The organism is Pseudomonas sp. RA_35y_Pfl2_P32, from assembly GCF_963970735.1.
Taxonomy (GTDB): Bacteria; Pseudomonadota; Gammaproteobacteria; order Pseudomonadales; family Pseudomonadaceae; genus Aquipseudomonas.
Map to the genome: position 1 here is coordinate 1 of NZ_CAXAQF010000260.1, position 487 is coordinate 487.

1 protein-coding gene is annotated in these 487 nt (G+C 66.1%); it reads left to right on the top strand.

Translation table 11 applies throughout. From position 1 onward, the window contains the following. The coding region (locus AACY45_RS28160) for an amino acid permease (RefSeq protein WP_339548745.1) at positions 1 to 487 on the top strand (487 nt) is incomplete at both ends.

Genomic DNA, 487 nt, shown 5'->3' on the forward strand with positions numbered 1-487 from the left:
ATCGGCTGGCCCGCCATCGGTCGCCTGGTTGGCCTCGCCGCCGTGCTGGCGCTGCCGTCGGTCGTGCTGATGATGATGTTCGGCCAGACCCGCGTATTCTTCACGATGGCGCGTGACGGTCTGCTCCCTGCCAAGCTCGCTTCGGTCCATCCGAAGTTCCGCACCCCGCATGTGGTGACCGTCGTCACCGGCATCGGCGCGGCGCTGGCGTATAATTTTTTCTTCCTGCCGCCGCTCTACACGCTGACGATCACCGATCCGCAGAATGTCGTCACGCTGATCGTGTTCGTCATCGTCGCGGTCGTCGCGAGCCAATTGGCCGGGCAAGTCCGCCGCGAAGCCAATCTCGGCGCGCGCACCGCCACCGAAAATGCCGCGCTCGCGGCGTTCGGCCAGCGTCTTGCCGCCGTCGCCGATGAGACCGGCACGGCGACCGCTACGTGCGAGGAAACCGCTGCCTTGCTGGGCGTATCCACGGTCCTGTTAG